Origin of the sequence: Methylomonas montana (genome assembly GCF_030490285.1) — a bacterium.
Taxonomy (GTDB): Bacteria; Pseudomonadota; Gammaproteobacteria; order Methylococcales; family Methylomonadaceae; genus Methylomonas; species Methylomonas montana.
Window position 1 is genome coordinate 2,480,672 of the sequence record NZ_CP129884.1, and the last position, 17,450, is coordinate 2,498,121.

Genomic DNA, 17,450 nt, shown 5'->3' on the forward strand with positions numbered 1-17,450 from the left:
ACCAATCAGTTGATAGGCTCCACGCTGAATTCGGCCTCTGTTGCCTATCTTGACACAAGGTCAAAGGTTTCCGCTGGAATCGAAAACAGATTTAGCGGATTTATCGCAAACGAGAGTTAAAGCCTTGCGTAGAGCTGCCCCAAGAAACTGAGCACATACGACACATCAGCAGATCACGAATGTAGCTCAAGATTACTGTTTGTAAGCAAAAATTGACAGTCTCTATCGAGTGCGATAACTTCGACGATTAACATAAGGGAACCTCAAAAAATGCCCTCTCCCAGAGGGAGAAGGAGGTTATTTTGATTTTTAGAAATTCTCATAATAGATATATTTCATAAACGCTTACCTAAATTATCGGTTTGGATGTGAAAACAAGACAAAGGATTTTGCTTGTCGAAGATGACAAAAACTGTGCAGATTTATTGCATTACGTTTTGGTAAGAGCCGGCTTCCAGGTAGACATCGCAGCAGACGGTCTTCAGGGACAAAGACTCATCAATAACTCCGCAAATCCGCCAGCACTGGTCTTAACAGGGTTGATTTTGCCTTACATAGATGGCTATCAACTGCTGCAGCAAGTTCGCAAAACTGAAAATTGGTCACAAGTGCCAATCATTGTTTTAAGCTCTAAAACTCAAGAACAAGATATTGTCAGGGCTTTTCAGCTCGGCGCGTCGGACTACGTCACCAAACCTTTTCAATTGGGAGAATTATTAGCTCGTATCGATTGCCGTATAAACGAGAGCTAATATTTCGTATATGTCTCACATTTACCGTTGGTTTATCATCTGTTCGATGATTTCCGGGCCATTATCAGCCGCCAATACCCAGCCCCTGATCGATGAGGCGGTCCATAGCGGTCGTTTTTCAGATGCAGAGCGACTTCTGCGCGACGACTTAATTCAAAATCCCAATAATGCAGAAGCGGCTTTTCGATTAGCCAAAGTGCTGTCCTGGCAAAAAAAATATGACGACGCGGAAATCGCTTACCGCGCACTATTGGCGAACGAACCGGAAAATACCGACTATCAATTAGGGCTCGCCCAAGTCTATGTATGGCGAAATCAGCCCGCATTAGCCCTGCCGTTGCTCGAAAAAGCCAGAGCCTCAGCTGCGGCTGATTCGGATATTTGGCGGTTACATATTCAAGCGCTAGCGGCAAAAGGCGATGTAGTATCGCTTCGGCAAGCGCTTGTTTTGAGACAACAGGCAGCGGAACGTTTCCCAAACTTGAATTGGCCCGCTATAGAAGAGCCTCCGGAAAATGCCGCGACAAAGCCGGTTGCAGGCGTCGTGACAGCATTGGAACGAAAATTCAATGACCCCTATGCCAACCAGATTGAGTTAGGTGGTTCCTATGAGAACCTGACTAATCAGCAAGGCCATTGGCGATCCGAATATTTGAGTATCGAGCATCATTTTAACCCTCGCCAATTGGTATATGGCTCGGTTCAACAAACCGAACGTTTCGCCCGGAACGACATCCAGCTACTCTTGGGAACCTACCAGCCGCTGACCGCCAATCTGACTTTCAACCTGGAAGGAGATGTCAGTCCGACTTCTCAGGTCTTGGCCAAAAACAGCATCATGGCTTCGTTACAAGGTGGCTTGGGCCACGGGGTTTTCCTGACCGGCGGCTACCGCCATAGTGAATACGGTACCGGTCCGGTTGAACAAGGTTTCTCCACTTTAGAAAGTTATTTCTCTGATTTTCGCTTTGCTTATACCGTCCGCGCGACCGATTCTTTCCAGAAAACCCAGTTCGGTCACCGCTTTGACTTTTCGTATTACTACAATGACATCAGTTCTATCACCTTTACTTACAACTTTGGTGCAGAAACAGGTGGTTTCCAAGGCGTTGTCTACGACACGCAATATTTTGGCCTACACGGTAGACATTGGCTTAATCCGGACTGGGCGTTAACCTGGGACTTGGGACATATCGAACAAGGCACGTCTTATATTCGCGAAGGAGCGACACTTGGGATTCGCCGCGCTTTCTGACATTAGGGTTATCATCGCCTTCTGGATCGGAGCAATTTCCATTTTGCTCGCCTTCCTGTTGCTCATCGAGATTATCTGGCTGCGTACCTCCTTATTGCTTAAGAGCTATTTTCGCGAAACATTCGAAACCAAGGCACAAAAGTGGTTGATTCGCAGAATAGCCGGAGAATCAGGCGAGATGCCAAAATTTAGGCGCCGCAATCTGCGTGATTTCATGCACCTTTGGATTCATTATCAAGAAATGTTACGCGGGGAATCCACGGAGCGGCTCAATCAGGCGCTGCTAGATTCCGGTTTTTTGCCACTGATACGCAAACAACTGCGTCGAGGTAGTTTTGAAGACCGTTTATTGGCCGTTACCCTGCTTGGGCATCATAGGGATGTCCAATCGCTAAAGCTTATCGACCAGCTACTTGACTCAGCGTCCCCTTTACTATCGATGACCGCCGCAAAAGCGCTAGCGAGAATTGCACCGGAACAAGCTCAGCACAAAATAGTGCAATTGCTGATTCAGCGCCGCGATTGGGTGCCTGTGCGGGTGTTACTGATGCTGAAATTGACCGACCCTTGTTTGAAACAAGCACTGCTCGACACTATCCAACGCGAGGCCGCTCAATTTCCGCCTTATTTGCTGCGACTGGTTCAATATCTGGAAAACTTGCCGAATAACCAGGCGCTGGCCGTCACCCAAAAACTCTTGGCAAATCAAAACCAACAAGATGGCGACGGTGATTTAATTGCGGCCGGGCTGCGTTTGATCTGCCATCCTGCCGAAATGGAAACAGCCCGTAAATTTTTTGACGACGACCACTGGGCAGTTCAAGTGCAAATAGCCTCGCTGATCTCTCGATTAGGCTCGGCTAGCGATGCTCACCATCTGGTTAAGCTGCTCGATTCCAGTCAATGGTGGGTTCGTTACCGCGCCGCCAAGGCGCTAGTAAATTTACCTTATATGAATCATCGTGCGATTAAACGTCTCGCTAAAACACGAAAAGACTTGTTCGCGAGAAATATATTGCAGCAAATTTTAGCGGAACAGGATCATCGATGACCGGCCTGCCAATCAATTGGAACGACCTTTTACATTTCAGCGAATGGTTTTTTTTGGCCTATTTTGTCGCCATCAATTTTTTTTATCTGATGTTGAATGTGGTAGCGCTATTCAACTTGTCAGCCTACATGCCGAACAAGATTTTGGAAGATATGCCGCAAATCTATTCCGGCATGGAGCCGCCAGTCAGTATTTTGATTCCGGCCTATAACGAGCAAACGACCATCATTGGCTCAACACTATCCATGCTGCAATTGGATTACCCGGAATTTGAACTGGTCGTCGTTAACGACGGCTCTACAGACAACACGCTGCAGACTCTAACAGACTATTTTGGTTTGCTGCCTTTTCCGGAGGCCTATCGCCAATCGCTAGACACCCAGGACGTCAAAGCCATCTTTCGTTCAACCCGCTACCCCAATTTACGCGTTATCGATAAAGTCAATGGCGGCAAAGCCGATGCTCTGAATGCGGCGGTTAATGCGGCCCGTTACCCTTTAATCTGCTCGGTCGACGCCGACAGCATGCTGCAATTGAATAGCTTGCAACGCATCACCTTCCCGTTCATGGAAGATCGCCGAGTGGTTGCGGTCGGTGGCACCGTCCGCGTCGCAAACGGCTGCTCGGTTAAAGACGGTTTCATGAGCGCTATTGGTTTACCCAGTAACTTACTGGCACTGTTTCAGGTCATCGAATATTTACGGGCATTTTTATTTGGCCGGCTGGGATGGTCGGTTCTTGGCGGATTGCTGATCATATCCGGCGCATTCGGCGTGTTCCGCAAAGACGTGGTGTTGGCTATTGGCGGTTTTCGATCAGATACCGTTGGCGAAGATATGGAGCTTGTGGTGCGCATGCATCGATTGCTACGCAAACGAAAACAAACATATCGCATGGTGTTCTTACCCGATCCGGTTTCTTGGACGGAAGTACCGGAAGATTTTCGGACACTGAAAAATCAAAGGGTGCGCTGGCAACGCGGCTTATGTGAAAGTTTGTTTGGCAATTTAGGACTGATGTTCAGTCTCAATGGCGGTGTACCAGGCTGGTTGGCTTTTCCATTCATGTTATTTTTCGAATGCTTAGGCCCACTCGTTGAGGTGACCGGCTACATTCTGATGTTCGTTTTTTATTGGCTGGATTATCTATCTTGGCCTGTGTTCAGCATTTTTATATTTGCTAGTATCGGTCTGGGTCTATTACTATCGGTCTCGAGTTTATTGCTCGAAGAAATGTCATTTCACCTGTACGACAACCCCAAGCAAATTCCAGGCTTATTGTTAGCCGCTATTCTGGAGAATTTCGGGTTTAGACAACTCAATTCAATTTGGCGGGTGATAGGGTTCTTGCATTGGTTATTCGGTCGCAAACACGGCTGGGGCGAAATGAAGCGCAAAGGCAAGTGGCATGATTTAAAGGAGAAGGAGTATGCATCATGAACGCTACCGACATGGCCTCAGTATATTCGCTACCCACCTGTCACAAAGATTATGTTGGCTGTTGCTAGTTGTCTCAAGTATGGCCGACGCCAGTTGGTTAGAATTTTGTCCCTATCCGTCCTTACCTGATCCGCTGCCTCCCGGTTATCTATCGCACATTCTCGATTCAACGCAAACTGTCAGACTTCTGCGGATTAGCGCAGAGCCGCCCAATGATCCAAGCTGCCAAGTTAGGCAATTACCGATCAGCACTGATGACTTGGCTTGGGTTGGTTTTGCAAGCCCTTCGGATAGTCAGGCCAGACGATTAGGTTTGCTAGGCCAACAAAATCAACAAACCTTCAAAGTCACAGAAATCGTTGACATTGATGCATCGGCAGCGACGGTGCACGTTAGGGACGAGTCCCTTCCGCCAAAGTTGACGGGGCCTAAAACATCGCCAATACATTATCCTCGATCCGCCTGGTTTTGGTCACCCACCATCTGGCAACAAACACCGCAGCGTATTTTCGACGCCCAAATCAAATTTGGGTTACAGCGGATTTATATCTCGTTACCCTTCTCAGAACAGCAAATCAGTCATGCCAATCAATTGCGGGAGTTTTTGCAACTCGCTCATCGGCATGGTTTGCAAGTTTGGGCAGTACTGGGCGATCCGCATGCGGTGCTCGACGACCAACGCCCCTATTTCCTCAATCTAGCCAAATCGATTGAAGCCTTCAATTCCGAACCCGACCCAAACAAACTCGATGGCCTACAGTTGGATATAGAGCCCTACTTGCTACCCGGCTACCACGTAAATCCGGGGATTTGGTTAAAAAAACAAGCTGAAACCGTGGCAGCCGTACGGCAAGTAACGCCATCTTTGGCGCTAGACATGGTGATTCCATTTTGGCTTAATCCGGAACAAAAAGAAGGAAGCGAACTTCTGACGGCAGTCGAAGCCCACTTGAACAGTTTAACCGTTATGAATTACCGCACTGATCTGGATCAAATTAATGATTTTACGGAAAAATTTCTGACCTGGGGCGATACGCACAAAAAGTCGGTTTTTATCGCACTGGAATCCCTGCCTATAGCGGATCAGGAACTACGTGTCTATGCACAGGCGGCACAGGGTGAGCTTTGGCAAATCGATTTTGGTTCCGTGAAAGTCTTAATGTTACTGAAACAGCCGCAAGCCCTATCCGGCGAGAAAGCCTATCGGTTATCCCACACACGTAACGTGGAGGGAAGCAATACCAGCTTTTTCCAAAAACCGGAAGCATTACATGACTTAATCAGCAAAATCGAATATCGCTTCAGTGACTCGCCATCATTTGCCGGCGTTGCTTTGCATGGTCTTGATTATTAAACCTAACTATTTACGGCTTGGCTAAGGCACGACGAGATTAGTTTCGATTTTTTGCAACTGATCCCGAGCCTCTTGATGTTTGGGCTGGAGTTGTAGCACTTTTCGAAAATAATCCGCGGCTTCTTTTAAGCGTTTTTCTCTGGCCAACACCAATCCCAACCCGTTTAATGCTTCAACATTGTCCGGTTCTTTCGCCAGCACTTTGGTAAATCCTTGCTCGGCAGCGGGAAGTAAGTTGTCCCGATAATTGCAGTAAGCGGTGCCTATTAGTGGATCGGTAGAAGATGGCAGCAAACCCTCTGCAGTGGTGAAATATTTTCGCGCAGCCTCTATGTTACCCAGTTTGTAATTGACCCAGGCATGCAACAATACCGCCGCAGGAGTCGGCGCCCGAATTTCATCTAAAAGCGTCAAAGCCTGCTGATAATCGCCCTCGTTGAACTTTGTTTCCGCCGAATCGAGTTTTACTGCTTGGCGACTGCGCTCCCCTTCCTGCAGGGTATAACGAGCCACCTTGATTTGTTTTGCCTCAAGCAATTTTTTCACGGTGGCAATCCGATGAACCCCCAAATAACAATGAAGATAAAGTTTGCCGGCATGATTGGCGATTGTCTCGGCAGCGTGATTAGCGTTTTGCTCATAATAAGCTCCAAACTTTTGCCCAAGAATGCTGGCCATCGGGAAGTTTAGTAATTGCATACCATAACGTCCGGCCAACTCGCCTTCTTGATCCAACAGCTGTTTTTCATAGGGCAACGCCGGATCCAATAAGCTGACTATCGTTTTTATATTGTTTTCTGACAGACGTTTGAAATCTTTTTCAACTGGATAAGGTCCGGTAATAATGTTCGCGCTGACATCGGAGATTTCGCCGCGAAAAATCCGTAATATTGGATTATCAGGGGTAATCAAAATCCAATACCCTAGTGCAATGCCAAGCAGTCCTAACATGGCAAAGCCAACAGTTTTTTTGAAGTAGTCGAACATATTTTTGCCGGTGGCTCCCCAACAAGTGTATAAAAATGGTGCATCGATTTGATAGATAAGCCATTCATAAAAGCTTGGCTGTATTCAACGCGATGCTCTTTTAATTTTTTCTAAGCCAGAATTTTCCAGCATCGCCTTCCCTAAAAGCAAACGTTTTTGGTATTGCCCCTAGATGCCTGAAAGCCGCCGCCCGGTTAGTCTCTCAATGGGAATTGCCGCAACAGCCTTCCGCGACGATAAAACACCATGTTGCCGTGGATCGTTTTGACGGTGACATTGCGATATTTGAAGGGATGTGCAATCGGCTGATTACGTCAGGCTCTCGATACCGTAATCACGTCATTTCATATTGGAATATCATCCACGGCGTCGGCGGCGGAATCTATCGCATCGTGAGCGGAATTGCCAACACCAGGGACTACCGAAATTACCGCGCCACCCAGACGCATCGGTACCGATGCGACCTTGGTAATCACGCAGCCTTGCAGTAGCGTAGCGCCTAGCAGCAGCAACACGATTTTTATTGGTTTCATACTAACTCCCGGTCTTTAAGATATTTTGTGCATGGTTTTGTACTACCGATAACCATTATACAACCGGGTGATACTCCAGCGCGAAGCGCGCCAGTGGAGAACGAACCAGATATCATCAATATCGGCCTGTTCTGCCGGTTTTGATGTATGTATCGATACGGGATATTACATCGCTGATAAAAACTCAACGACCTTAGAAACTATGATTGGATTGCTTGCCGCGTATTATTGGCCATTAGCTTCTTGGCCGGTTATTTGAAGAAACTGCCGGCCATGGCTTGGCTCGACGGTTTCGCCAGCGGCGGTCTCATGGTCAATAGTCAAACCTGAACCCTCCATTCGATGCGCATCCGAAACCGCCGACGCGCATCGTCCGGCTTATTCTGCGGGCGCCATATGGTGCTGGGCATGCCCTGGCGCGACTGTTGCCCCGTGCTCCGCGGCTTGGGCCTCGAACCATTCGTGCAATGCTTGTATGTATTGTGGATATTCGCTCGCATAATGAATCTGTCCACCGTTTGCCAAGGCTTTATAGTCGAATCGAATATCGTCGGTTTTTGCCATTTTCAATCTCGCCAGACCTGGCATATCCGCGCCGTGTAGCTTTTCGGTCACGGAAAAATCGCCTTTGCTGAAATCGACGGCAAGTTTGGCTAGATGCGTTTGAATCAATTTTATATCGCGTGCATTATCCGCCGACTTGACGACCACATGCTGCACGCCGCCATGAACTGTTTTGCTAAAGGTCTGCACAGTTTGGGCGAGCGAATAAGGTATCAGTTGTTGAGCAGCATTAGCTTGCTTGGCGCTGGCCTGCTCCACAGCCACACTGGCGGTGGAAAAAACCAAAAGTCCGGCAATTATTATCAAAGGATGTTTTTTCATGACTGCACTCCGGGTTTAATTAACTTTAAAATCACAACGGTCGATTAGTGGTTATTACGGATCGAATTTCGGTCATTCAAACAACCGCCCTATTTCCCGCAAAAGGCGGCTCGGTAGCTGACCCGAGAATGCCGAAATTTGAACTGCACCTGGATGATTGTTGTTGATTGTGCAAAGCTTGCATTGGACAAATTTCAATTGAATACGGTTCATAAACCCGGCATTCTTTTAAATATGCTGTTAGATAACGGCTTTTGGTGCGCGAAGGCGGCGGTGTCAATACCAAATCCGAAAGCCCACCACACCGCGCAAGCTATGTTGGTGTTCGCGCAACGACGCTTCCTCGACATAATCCATACCCACATACGGCGCAAACTCGCGCTCGATCTCGTAACGCAAGCGAAAACCCGCCTCAAACTCCGTGACGCCGGATTTCACGCCGCGATTTTGTATATCCTGCGCCGCTAGGTTGATCTCGACTCGTGGCTGGAAAATCAAACGCTGGGTTAGCAGCATTTCGTACCCCAGAGTCAGCCGTCCCAACACATTGCCTTTCTCGTTAATAAACATCGCGCTATCGACTTCGATGAAATACGGTGCCAAGCCCTGAAAACCAATCACCGCATCGAAAGTACGCTCCGGCTCGAACGCCCGTCTGGCGCCGATTTGAAAATCCCAAAAGGTGTCGATATTGCGGCTGTACAGTAGCTGCAAATCGGCGCGACCGAAGATATTCTGATCGGCGGAGTAATCGCCTTCCGATTTTAGCCATAGCTTGTGTTCGTCGTTGCCTGTCCAATTCTGTACATCCCATTTGAACAGATGCAAGCCTTGATTGCCTTCGTACTCCAGCCGATCGGCCTTGAAATGATTGAAAATCATCGAGTGTTCTTGGGCGGCGGCATTCATGCTCATCGCTGCCAATAGCCCGCACAACCAAATGTTTTTCAAGGTATTATTCATGTCGTTGCTCCGCCTTTTCGACGATTAATTTGCGGAACATGCCGGTATCCATGTGATAGAGCAAATGACAATGGAAAGCCCATTCACCCTCGGCATCGGCCGGCACATCGACATTGACAGTCTGGCCGGGCTTGACATTGATGACATGCTTTTTCGGGTTATACATGCCTTTACCGTTGTCCAGATATTGCCAAAGGCCGTGAATATGAATCGGATGATTCATCATGGTTTCATTGACGTAACGAAAGCGGATCCGTTCGCCAAACTTCACCCGTATCGGTTCCGCATCGGCGAATTTTGTATCGTCGAACGACCAGATATAACGATACATATTTCCGGTCAGCCGCAAAGTGATTTCCCGGTCCGGCGGCCCCATCAAGGCATGATTGGCTTCCGTAGCTTGCAAATCCTTGTAATCAAGCAGCGCATGCGACTCCATGGCCGGCTCGCTATCAATATGCGTTTGCTGATGAACATGCGCCGGCGGGACAGCCCCGACCGCTTCGTGCCCGGCATGATCCTGCGCAGATGGTGCGGAATGCTCGGCGTGCTGTTGGTCGGCGTCGTTGGTTTGGGTGTGCAACTCAGCGGCTTGATGACCGGCGTGACCACTATGTGCGCCGCCCATGTCAGCCAAAGTCAATAAGGTTATCGGCCGCATAGTCGGAATCGGCGCGTGTAAATCCTCGCGCGGCGTCAGCGTGGCAAGCGCATAACCGCTGCGATCCATGGTTTCGGCAAATATGCTGTAAGCCTGATCGGCTTGCGGTTGGACCAAGACATCGTAAGTTTCCGCGACTGCGATCCGAAACTCCTCGATGTCGACCGGCATCACCGGCTGCCCGTCCGCGGCGATCACCCGCATCTTCAAACCGGGTATGCGCAAATCAAAATGCGTCATCGCCGAGGCATTGATAAAACGCAGGCGTAAGGTCTCACCCGGCTTGAACAGATAGATTTGTTTAGCGTCCACCGCTTGGCCGTTGATCAGATAACGGTAATTGATACCGGTCACATCGGCTAGATCGGTCGGCTCCATGCGCATGTCGCCCCAAGCCAAACGGTCGGCAATCGTTTCCCAAAACCCCAGCTTTTGTATGTCGGTGAAAAAATCGCCGACGGTGCGTCTTTGAAAGTTATAGTAATCGCTTTGTTTTTTTAGCCTGGCCATCGAGCGATGCGGGTCCGCGCGCGGCCAATCGGACAGCATCACCACATAGTCGCGATCAACCGGCTGATGATCATGCAGGGGCTCGATAATCAGCGCTCCGAACAGACCTTGCTGCTCCTGCATCCCGGAATGGCCGTGATACCAATAAGTGCCGCTTTGCTTGACTTGAAACTGGTAAGTAAAGGTCTGGCCGGGCGCAATACCGTCAAAGCTGATGCCCGGCACGCCGTCCATTTGATACGGCAAGATGATGCCGTGCCAGTGAATCGAAGTCTGTTCCGTGAGCAAATTGGTGACTTGCAATGTCACTTGTTCGCCTTCCCGCCAATACAGGGTGGGCGCGGGCAAACTACCATCAGCCAGCACGGCTGTCTGCGATTCGCCGATCAGATTAATCGATTTTTCCGAGATAGATAGCCGATAAACATCGGCGTAAGCCAAGACCGGCCCCATGACGATCAGCCAAAGGCAAATAGCCATGCATTTGCCGTCCGGATAATGCCCATTACCGAGAATTTGCATAATACCCCTGAATACGCACTGAGCCTGGTTTTACTTTAGCACTTAATAGTTGAGTATTGGGAACTGGTTATCGATAAACGATACCTTCGCTGCCGCTTATGCCAAATGTTGACAGCTAAACCGATGAAGCCTAAAAGGTTAAAACAAGACGTTCGCCGACTCGATTAATCGTGATAGAGGTAATGGCCATGATGAGAATGCTGCTTGAAGTAGTAATGGTGTTAGCGCTGGTGGGAGGCTTACTGTTCGTCACCAAGGTACTGGCAAAAGAAAATCGATCCGACAAATCGTTACCCCGGATCGACGATGGTGATAAAACCGAGGGCCCGGCCGAACCAGAAGCCAAGAAAGATTAACGCCAGTTGACAACATCCTGCCACACGAGCCGTCTCGACTCCAAGGGGCCAGCCGGCTTTGTCTGTATGAATGCAGCTAATCAACAGCACCTGCTGAATATTCAGCAAAACTGGCCTCCGCAACTTAGCTATTTCTAAGGCCAAACTCCCGTCCGCATCGGCAATCGCAATACCTCCATGCCTTCTGACCCTCCTGGTATGTGTCTTGCAACAACACTGCCATTCATGCCCCTCATAAAACCCAAGGAGATTTCATGCGTAGATCGATAAACAGCGCGCTTGGCCTAGCCATTGCGATGGCCAGTACAGGATGCAGCTCTTTGCATCAGAACAGTTTGCAACATGCTAGCGAGGCTTCCGGCGCGGCGACTATTAAATCCATCGAATTCTCCGGCACCGGCCGCTGGTATCAGTTTGGTCAAGCGCCGAATCCGGATCTACCTTGGCCACCATTCGATGTTAAAGCCTATACAGCCGATATCAATTACGACACCGCCAGCGCTAGAGTGCAAATCGCCCGCGCACAAGTTATCGAGCCAGGCCGTACCCGTCCGGCACCAGTAGAGCAAAAGGTCGATCAATATATCAGCGGCACCAGCGCCTGGAATGTCGCTACAACCGGCAATGCCACGCCAAGCGCTCAGCCCGCATCCGTTGACGAACGTACCGCCGAAATCTGGTCCAGTCCGCAGGGATTTTTGAAGGCGGCGCTGGCCAACCAAGCCAAATCCAAGGACATCGATAACGGCACGGAGGTATCATTCAGCATTGGCGGCAAATATCGTTACGTCGGCACCCTCAACACCAAAAACCAACTGACCAAGGTGCAAACCTGGATAGACAACCCAGTACTGGGCGACACGCTGGTGGAAACCCAATACAGCGATTATAAAGAATTCGACGGCGGTCAATTTCCCGGCCATATCATCCGGACTCAGGGCGGCTATCCGGTGCTGGATATCAATGTCTCGGCGGTCAAGGCCAATCCGGCCGTCAATATTGCCATTCCGCAGGAAGCCAGCAAACCACCGACTACCGTGGTCGCAGCCAGCAAACTGGCCGACGGCGTTTATTATTTAACCGGCGGCAGCCATCACAGCGTCGCGATCGAACAAAAGGACCACATCGTCTTGGTCGAAGCACCATTAAACGAGGAACGCTCATTAGCGATCATCGCCAAACTGAAAGAGACCATCCCCAACAAACCGATCAAATATTTGATCAATACCCACGCTCACTTTGATCATTCCGGCGGCTTGCGAACCTTCGTCGACGCTGGCGCCACCATCGTCACCCATCAACCCAATCAGGCTTATTACCAAAAAGTATGGGACGCCCCACATACTATCAATCCCGACCGCTTGGCCAAATCGAAAAAATCTGCCCATTTTGAAAGCTTTACCGGCAAGCAGATATTGTCGGACGGTAAACGCAATATCGAAATTCATTCTATAGCCGGGAATAGCCACAACGACGCTTTCGTGTTGGTTTATCTGCCCAGCGAGAAGATTCTGGTGGAAGCGGACGCCTACACGCCTCTGGCAGCCAATGCGCCGGCACCGACCTCAGTCAATCCGTATTCAGCGAACCTGTATGAAAATATTCAAAAGCTGAAACTGAATGTTGGCCAGATTGCCGCACTGCATGGCCCTAGAATAGCCACGTTGGCCGATTTGCGTAGTGCTATCGGGATCACCAAAGCATCCAGATAATCCCCGAACGGGTCGAGGCAAAAACCTTGGTATTGTGTCGACCCGCGTCTGCCGCCCTGGTGAATCGCCAAGGCAGTAGGCGTCTGTTAATTCAGATGATTTATCAAACCATTGTCAAAATGGATCTATCTTCCACGCCCTCTCAATATCGAAGACAGATGGCGACCGCACTGCGCACACACGAAATTCCCGGTTGGAACGCCTAGCACAAACTCTTTGGCTAATGACGGATGATCGCATTGACTATCGCGGCGTTCATTTGATGTTTCTGATTTTTTTGCGTCCATAATCTTCCCCTCGCTTTATAGCTAAATTCACGATTATTCAACAATTTTGCCACATCAATTGAACAGCAATAAGTATGCTTGATTAATATATTTCAATGGAAAACAACGATTTTCAGCATATTGAATGACTTACCGCATATAGCGGTAATATAGAAATGTAAAGATTTCCGACTTGTTTGATTGATAATAACGGGATATTTAACGCTATCCCGTTACGCTCCATGTCGGCAAATTCCCGGCATATTTGAGTTATTCGCTTAACTACAGCTCAGATAACTTGATGGGAGATCAAGGTTGCGGATTGATTTTGCAATATCCTCTGTAAATATTTTCGACAATTAAAAGCCGCCACAGAGAATACACGCTGCTCGTCGGCTTAGCGAGATCTTTTATCTCTTTCCAATTCCAGATATTTGTGCCGCAAATCGACATAGTTGCCGCCGATCCATTGCCAAAAGGTCGCGGCCGCTTCCGGGTCGGTACTCAGCAGCTTGACGGCGATGGCGCCATTACTGCTAATGTCGGTAATTTGCGCATCGATATCGATATTGGCCTTATTCTTCACCACGCGTTTATCGGTTTCCACTCTGAAGGTGACTTGTTCTCCGACCCGGAACAGCATGTCTCGCTTTAATCCGGCCAAGAACTTCAAGCTATATTCAGGAACTGATTGAAACGGCAGCACGAATTCCGCGTGCCAACGAAACGGCGGACATTGGATGGGGCCGCTGTTCTTTGGAAAATGCACGGTGTAGCCATTATCCACTTTGGCTTTGACTATGCCTTTGGTGTATATGTCGTGACAATTGGCCAGCACCATATCGCCAGGTTCAAGGTTATAGGTTCCGGCTCGCGCCGATTGGCTCGTTAAGACCAGCACAAATCCCAAACAAACGATATTGAATATTTTCATGATGCGCTCCCGGTTATTATTGTGTGTTTTCATCCCTAAAATTCGCCTTACCCGATCGTATAAAAGGGGTAACGTTCGTCGAACGCTGATCGGCTAAGTCATCGTTTGGTCGAATAATTGATTGGAATCACCCTACCCCATGGCCTTCGCATCAGCCAAACTCCATCGCAGTCTGTCCCCGCCGTTTGGCATTGTCAAGGCTAGCCTATTTGCACGCGGCAATGGCTGATCGCAAACCGATGACTAATGTGCTGGTGCTTGGCTTGGCTGATAAGGTCCGAGCAGGCTGCGTGCCAAGGGATCGCTTTCGTCGACATCCACGGTAATCATGTGACCGGTGTTGCTACCGATATAGGCTTGCATGGCTGCCGCCATATATGGAAATACCAAACGCAAATCGTTGCTGGCGCCGCTACTTTGCACACTGGTTTTCCAGAGTTGCTTGCGCTGTTGCTGCTGTAAATAAGCCTCCTTATCGCAAGCTTCCAACACCAAATAACGCCGAAAGGTCGTATAAGATTCTATCCGTTGCGTGTAACCACCCACCCCATACCCTGGATAATAACCACGGTAATACCGGGACATGCGGTAAGGATAGTAATAGCCCATATCGTTCCACATCGGTACTTCGTAGGAATACTGATGCACTTCCGGCGCGCCAATGCCATAGCTCAGGAACATCACCACATTGCTATCTTGCAAGGAGCCGGCCTTGCTATAGCCGCGATTGGCTAGGATTTTTTCGATATACGTTTTAAATTCGATAAATTGCAAATCCTGTTCGTTAGCGTCCGAGCTGCCGGGCAACACCACAAACCGCATATTATTCTGTTGCCCGGTAGCGGCTACCAAGGAATCGATTTCGGTGCGAAATTGCAAGGGTCGCGGGGTGGTCGAGCAGGCCGCCAAAAACATCGACAGGAACAATCCGAAAACAACATAACCAAATCTGATGAGTTTATTGTTCAACATGATCGCCCCCTGTCGGATTTGCGGGATTACTATCTTGCCATAGATTTTGAGTGCGTTGTTGCAAGCGAATATCGGCAAGTACTTTTTTGTCGTGTAGCATGGCCTGATGCGCCAGATGATCGGTCAGTTGCAAACTTTCCGCGAGCCTTTGTCTGGCCTGCTGTTTTTCCTGGGCGCGCAATTCGGCTTCAAAACGCATTTCCTTCAATTCATTTTCATGGCGAAGCTGTTCGGCAAACAGCCGTTTTTCGAGTGCCAATTGCTGACAAAGCTGATCTTGCTGGTCTTCCAGCAAGCGCCGCTGTTTTTCCGCTTCCTGTGCTTGAATCTGTTGCTCCAACTCGGCTAACTGTTGCAGATGCTCCAGGTGACGGCGCTTTTCCAGCAGTTCTTCCTGTTCCAGCAAGCGTTGTTGCCTAAGCAACTCTCTGTTTTTTTGTTCGTTTAGCTCGAAGGTTTTTTTTAAGACATGCAGATAAACGCTATCCCGGCCCAACTGCACATTAGGAAATTCGGCAAAACTGGCGGTCAGGTTGCACACCACTTGCGACTGAATGTGCTGTTGCACCAAGACCTGGTTAATGGCCAGCCCGATACGTCTTTCCAGGTCGCTCAGACCGTTTTGTATCCATGATCCATCCGCCAGGGCTTGCAGCTCCAGATTGACAATATCGTCGATAATGTCGGCATAGAGCTGTTTGATGTGCTGATTGATGGTGGCCAGCATTTCGCTGTTTTTTTGCACATAAGCCAAAGTGGCCTGAAAGCGCAAGTCCAGCGCCAAATCCAGCGTGCAAAAATCGTCGAACATTTTTAGCTGCCGCCGGTACGGCCAGCTTTCGATGGCTAACGGATGGAGCCGATGATAAAAGCGCTTAGTGAATTTTTTCGGCCGCAAATACAGCTTTTTGTACGGACCGATTTTTAACGCAACCACTTGCCGGTCGGCATCGAACCCGGCTAGCCACTGTTCGTTATCGAGATACGTTTCTTCGAATAAGTCGCCACCCGACAACCAGGCTTCCAATTCGGTATCCGGATTAGTCATGGCTCACGGCGCGTGGTGCGCTGGCTGCTTTTTGTTTGATCGCGGCGATTTTGTCGGACATCTTTTCGGCGATCAAGGGATAAAGGTTGGGTGCAAACTCCACCGTCCTGTCGTCTACTTTGCGCAGAAATCCTCTGCTCAACAGCAAGCCCACCACGAACATTCGCGACCAATCCGAATAACGCCTGGCCTTTTCCAGGTCCGATTTTTCGATAATCATCTCCAGCTCGTCATTTTCGTTGATGCGGAATTCGGTAAATTGTCTGAGGCATTCGAACACCAACTCCTCTTCCTGCACGGTCAAAGGCCCCGGCGCGGTAAACTCCAACCGATAAGACAACAGCACGGTAAAAAAATCCACCATCGCCGCACAAGCGAACGCGAACCAGGAAAACCCACGCCACATTGCAAACGAGGGTTTTACTTCCTCGACAAACTGCTTATACGTCATCAACAACGGCGCATCGGGCAAGGATAAGCCCATGTTGCTGGCCAGTTGGTTTACACCCAATTGAATATCCTGATAGTTCTTCAAAAACTGGGAATAAGTCGCTTCGGCATCGTTGGTGACATCCAGCTGGTTAAGATTGCTTTGCAGCAAGCGAATGTTGTTATCCAGCGCCAGAAACGCCTGTTCCTGCTGCTGCAAGGCTTGTTTCTTTTCCTGATAAATCTGGTTGTAATGGCGCCAAAACGGCCCCTCGCCGACCTGGTTTTTATAACCGGGCCCAATTTGATTATGGGTGCCGAAATAAGCCTGACTGGCATCCAGCGACGCTTTATCCAGTTCCTGTTTTTGTTGTTGCAGCATCTGGCTTTTAACCTGCAGGATGCTGTCCAGATAATCCTTGGTTTGTTGCCTAAGTTGATTTAGACGATTAATGTGCAGCGTTTCTTGCTCGGATATTTCGTAAAACTTGAAATAAGAAAACGTTACCGACGCAGCAATCGCCACGCTGAGCGAAGCGACCACGGTGAAATAGCGTATCCGGTTAGCTTTCCAGTGGATGCCGGCCATTTCCAGAGAACAGATGACGATGATGGATTGGATCGCAACGGTGATCACCAGAGCAATCCAAGGCGTGATGAAGTGCGATAAACCGTAATAAGTCGTGAAGCCGGACGATAAGCTGAGCATCAGCACGATGGGTATCGTCCAAATCCGCAACATGCTGACAAACAGGGTTTGAATTCGGTTAATAAAATAACCGAGTCCGCCGGAACGAATCTTTATGCTGGGATTATTCATA

Annotated in this window: 16 protein-coding genes; 7 read left to right on the forward strand and 9 right to left on the reverse strand. The window is 49.0% G+C overall.

Annotation, left to right across the window (positions count from 1 at the left end; all coding sequences use genetic code 11):
* The first annotated feature begins 368 nt into the window (after window positions 1–368).
* From QZJ86_RS11490 to QZJ86_RS11510, 5 genes are all read left to right on the forward strand, one after another.
* Window positions 369–752: a response regulator transcription factor gene (locus tag QZJ86_RS11490; RefSeq protein ID WP_301670547.1), complete on the forward strand. Its 384-nt coding sequence runs from the start codon at window positions 369–371 to the stop codon at window positions 750–752.
* A gap of 10 nt (window positions 753–762) precedes the next feature.
* On the forward strand, window positions 763–2,007 hold the full coding sequence (locus tag QZJ86_RS11495) for a YaiO family outer membrane beta-barrel protein (RefSeq protein WP_301670548.1): 1,245 nt from the start codon (window positions 763–765) through the stop codon (window positions 2,005–2,007).
* A gap of 178 nt (window positions 2,008–2,185) precedes the next feature.
* Window positions 2,186–3,058, forward strand: a complete 873-nt coding sequence (locus QZJ86_RS11500; RefSeq protein WP_301670549.1) for a HEAT repeat domain-containing protein — start codon at window positions 2,186–2,188, stop codon at window positions 3,056–3,058.
* On the forward strand, window positions 3,055–4,497 hold the full coding sequence (locus tag QZJ86_RS11505; RefSeq protein WP_301670550.1) for a glycosyltransferase family 2 protein: 1,443 nt from the start codon (window positions 3,055–3,057) through the stop codon (window positions 4,495–4,497). The genes QZJ86_RS11500 and QZJ86_RS11505 overlap by 4 nt, the downstream gene beginning before the upstream one ends.
* 664 nt (window positions 4,498–5,161) lie before the next feature.
* Complete coding sequence (locus QZJ86_RS11510; protein WP_301670551.1) at window positions 5,162–5,851, forward strand: hypothetical protein; 690 nt, start codon at window positions 5,162–5,164, stop codon at window positions 5,849–5,851.
* 21 nt (window positions 5,852–5,872) lie between these two features.
* Here the strand turns inward: QZJ86_RS11510 and QZJ86_RS11515 are convergent, their stop codons facing one another.
* The 5 genes from QZJ86_RS11515 to QZJ86_RS11535 all read right to left on the reverse strand — a co-directional run bounded on the left by QZJ86_RS11515 (window position 5,873) and on the right by QZJ86_RS11535 (window position 10,912).
* Window positions 5,873–6,838: a tetratricopeptide repeat protein gene (locus QZJ86_RS11515; RefSeq protein WP_301670552.1), complete on the reverse strand. Its 966-nt coding sequence runs from the start codon at window positions 6,836–6,838 to the stop codon at window positions 5,873–5,875.
* Between the two features lie 344 nt (window positions 6,839–7,182).
* A complete protein-coding gene (locus QZJ86_RS11520) occupies window positions 7,183–7,371 on the reverse strand; it encodes a DUF6726 family protein (protein WP_301670553.1) in 189 nt (62 codons plus the stop codon).
* 378 nt (window positions 7,372–7,749) lie between these two features.
* Window positions 7,750–8,256 (reverse strand): aspartate carbamoyltransferase, encoded by a 507-nt coding sequence (locus tag QZJ86_RS11525; RefSeq protein WP_301670554.1) that lies wholly within the window; start codon window positions 8,254–8,256, stop codon window positions 7,750–7,752.
* A gap of 276 nt (window positions 8,257–8,532) precedes the next feature.
* Entirely contained in the window at window positions 8,533–9,219 is a 687-nt protein-coding gene (locus tag QZJ86_RS11530; protein WP_301670555.1) for a copper resistance protein B, read from the reverse strand.
* On the reverse strand, window positions 9,212–10,912 hold the full coding sequence (locus QZJ86_RS11535; RefSeq protein WP_301670556.1) for a copper resistance system multicopper oxidase: 1,701 nt from the start codon (window positions 10,910–10,912) through the stop codon (window positions 9,212–9,214). The genes QZJ86_RS11530 and QZJ86_RS11535 overlap by 8 nt, the downstream gene beginning before the upstream one ends.
* Before the next feature lie 188 nt (window positions 10,913–11,100).
* On the opposite strand from QZJ86_RS11535, the gene QZJ86_RS11540 reads away from it, so the two are divergent.
* Together QZJ86_RS11540 and QZJ86_RS11545 are read left to right on the forward strand one after the other, a co-directional pair.
* Window positions 11,101–11,268 (forward strand): hypothetical protein, encoded by a 168-nt coding sequence (locus tag QZJ86_RS11540; protein ID WP_301670558.1) that lies wholly within the window; start codon window positions 11,101–11,103, stop codon window positions 11,266–11,268.
* Window positions 11,269–11,522: 254 nt separating this feature from the next.
* A complete protein-coding gene (locus QZJ86_RS11545; protein WP_301670559.1) occupies window positions 11,523–12,980 on the forward strand; it encodes an MBL fold metallo-hydrolase in 1,458 nt (485 codons plus the stop codon).
* 663 nt (window positions 12,981–13,643) lie between these two features.
* On the opposite strand, the gene QZJ86_RS11550 is transcribed toward QZJ86_RS11545, so the two are convergent.
* The 4 genes from QZJ86_RS11550 to QZJ86_RS11565 all read right to left on the reverse strand — a co-directional run bounded on the left by QZJ86_RS11550 (window position 13,644) and on the right by QZJ86_RS11565 (window position 17,449).
* Window positions 13,644–14,213: a hypothetical protein gene (locus tag QZJ86_RS11550; RefSeq protein WP_301670561.1), complete on the reverse strand. Its 570-nt coding sequence runs from the start codon at window positions 14,211–14,213 to the stop codon at window positions 13,644–13,646.
* A 210-nt stretch (window positions 14,214–14,423) separates the two neighbouring features.
* The gene (locus QZJ86_RS11555) at window positions 14,424–15,152 is read right to left on the reverse strand and encodes a hypothetical protein (RefSeq protein WP_301670562.1); all 729 of its coding nucleotides are present in this window, start codon (window positions 15,150–15,152) and stop codon (window positions 14,424–14,426) included.
* On the reverse strand, window positions 15,139–16,200 hold the full coding sequence (locus QZJ86_RS11560; protein ID WP_301670563.1) for a hypothetical protein: 1,062 nt from the start codon (window positions 16,198–16,200) through the stop codon (window positions 15,139–15,141). The genes QZJ86_RS11555 and QZJ86_RS11560 overlap by 14 nt, the downstream gene beginning before the upstream one ends.
* Window positions 16,193–17,449 carry a hypothetical protein gene (locus QZJ86_RS11565; protein ID WP_301670564.1) on the reverse strand — a complete coding sequence of 419 codons (1,257 nt, stop codon included), beginning with the start codon at window positions 17,447–17,449 and terminating at the stop codon, window positions 16,193–16,195. Before QZJ86_RS11565 ends, QZJ86_RS11560 begins: the two co-directional genes overlap by 8 nt.
* Window position 17,450 lies beyond the last annotated feature (1 nt).

Bases quoted from the DNA above. Each gene is read 5' to 3' on its own strand.
- QZJ86_RS11505 (WP_301670550.1), top strand. From the start codon at position 3,055: ATGACCGGCCTGCCAATCAATTGGAACGACCTTTTACATTTCAGCGAA.
- QZJ86_RS11550 (WP_301670561.1), bottom strand. From the start codon at position 14,213: ATGAAAACACACAATAATAACCGGGAGCGCATCATGAAAATATTCAAT.
- QZJ86_RS11520 (WP_301670553.1), bottom strand. From the start codon at position 7,371: ATGAAACCAATAAAAATCGTGTTGCTGCTGCTAGGCGCTACGCTACTG.
- QZJ86_RS11515 (WP_301670552.1), bottom strand. From the start codon at position 6,838: ATGTTCGACTACTTCAAAAAAACTGTTGGCTTTGCCATGTTAGGACTG.
- QZJ86_RS11540 (WP_301670558.1), top strand. From the start codon at position 11,101: ATGATGAGAATGCTGCTTGAAGTAGTAATGGTGTTAGCGCTGGTGGGA.
- QZJ86_RS11525 (WP_301670554.1), bottom strand. From the start codon at position 8,256: ATGAAAAAACATCCTTTGATAATAATTGCCGGACTTTTGGTTTTTTCC.
- QZJ86_RS11530 (WP_301670555.1), bottom strand. From the start codon at position 9,219: ATGAATAATACCTTGAAAAACATTTGGTTGTGCGGGCTATTGGCAGCG.
- QZJ86_RS11535 (WP_301670556.1), bottom strand. From the start codon at position 10,912: ATGCAAATTCTCGGTAATGGGCATTATCCGGACGGCAAATGCATGGCT.
- QZJ86_RS11495 (WP_301670548.1), top strand. From the start codon at position 763: ATGTCTCACATTTACCGTTGGTTTATCATCTGTTCGATGATTTCCGGG.
- QZJ86_RS11555 (WP_301670562.1), bottom strand. From the start codon at position 15,152: ATGTTGAACAATAAACTCATCAGATTTGGTTATGTTGTTTTCGGATTG.
- QZJ86_RS11560 (WP_301670563.1), bottom strand. From the start codon at position 16,200: ATGACTAATCCGGATACCGAATTGGAAGCCTGGTTGTCGGGTGGCGAC.
- QZJ86_RS11500 (WP_301670549.1), top strand. From the start codon at position 2,186: ATGCCAAAATTTAGGCGCCGCAATCTGCGTGATTTCATGCACCTTTGG.
- QZJ86_RS11545 (WP_301670559.1), top strand. From the start codon at position 11,523: ATGCGTAGATCGATAAACAGCGCGCTTGGCCTAGCCATTGCGATGGCC.
- QZJ86_RS11565 (WP_301670564.1), bottom strand. From the start codon at position 17,449: ATGAATAATCCCAGCATAAAGATTCGTTCCGGCGGACTCGGTTATTTT.